The 248-nt window shown below is 44.0% G+C and carries 1 pseudogene; it reads right to left on the bottom strand.

Going from position 1 to position 248, the window contains the following annotated elements:
- A pseudogene (locus tag SB717_RS38370) lies at window positions 1-248 on the bottom strand (glutamate decarboxylase); the annotation flags it as partial.

Below are 248 nucleotides of genomic sequence, written 5' to 3'. Positions count from 1 at the left end.
AAGATCCATGGAAAATCCATTTCGAACCACAACGCGCATAATCGTCACCGCTTCCATATCTGGAGGCAATGGGTAGGCAGGTACTTGCCAGCCGAACACACGCAATTGTCGAGATAAATCATAAAGATTCCAATTTGATGTGTAACCTTCTTTTAGTCGCCAAGCGAAAACCGGAATATCCGAACCATCGGACAAAAGTTCAAACGGTTCCATCTTCTGAATGGCTTTGCTAAGAAAAAGAGCGACTT

It is taken from the genome of Priestia sp. SIMBA_032, assembly GCF_046535215.1.
Taxonomy (GTDB): domain Bacteria; phylum Bacillota; class Bacilli; order Bacillales; family Bacillaceae_H; genus Priestia; species Priestia aryabhattai.
The sequence above is the reverse complement of the archived record's forward strand: the minus strand, read 5'-3'. Positions and strand labels throughout refer to the sequence as shown.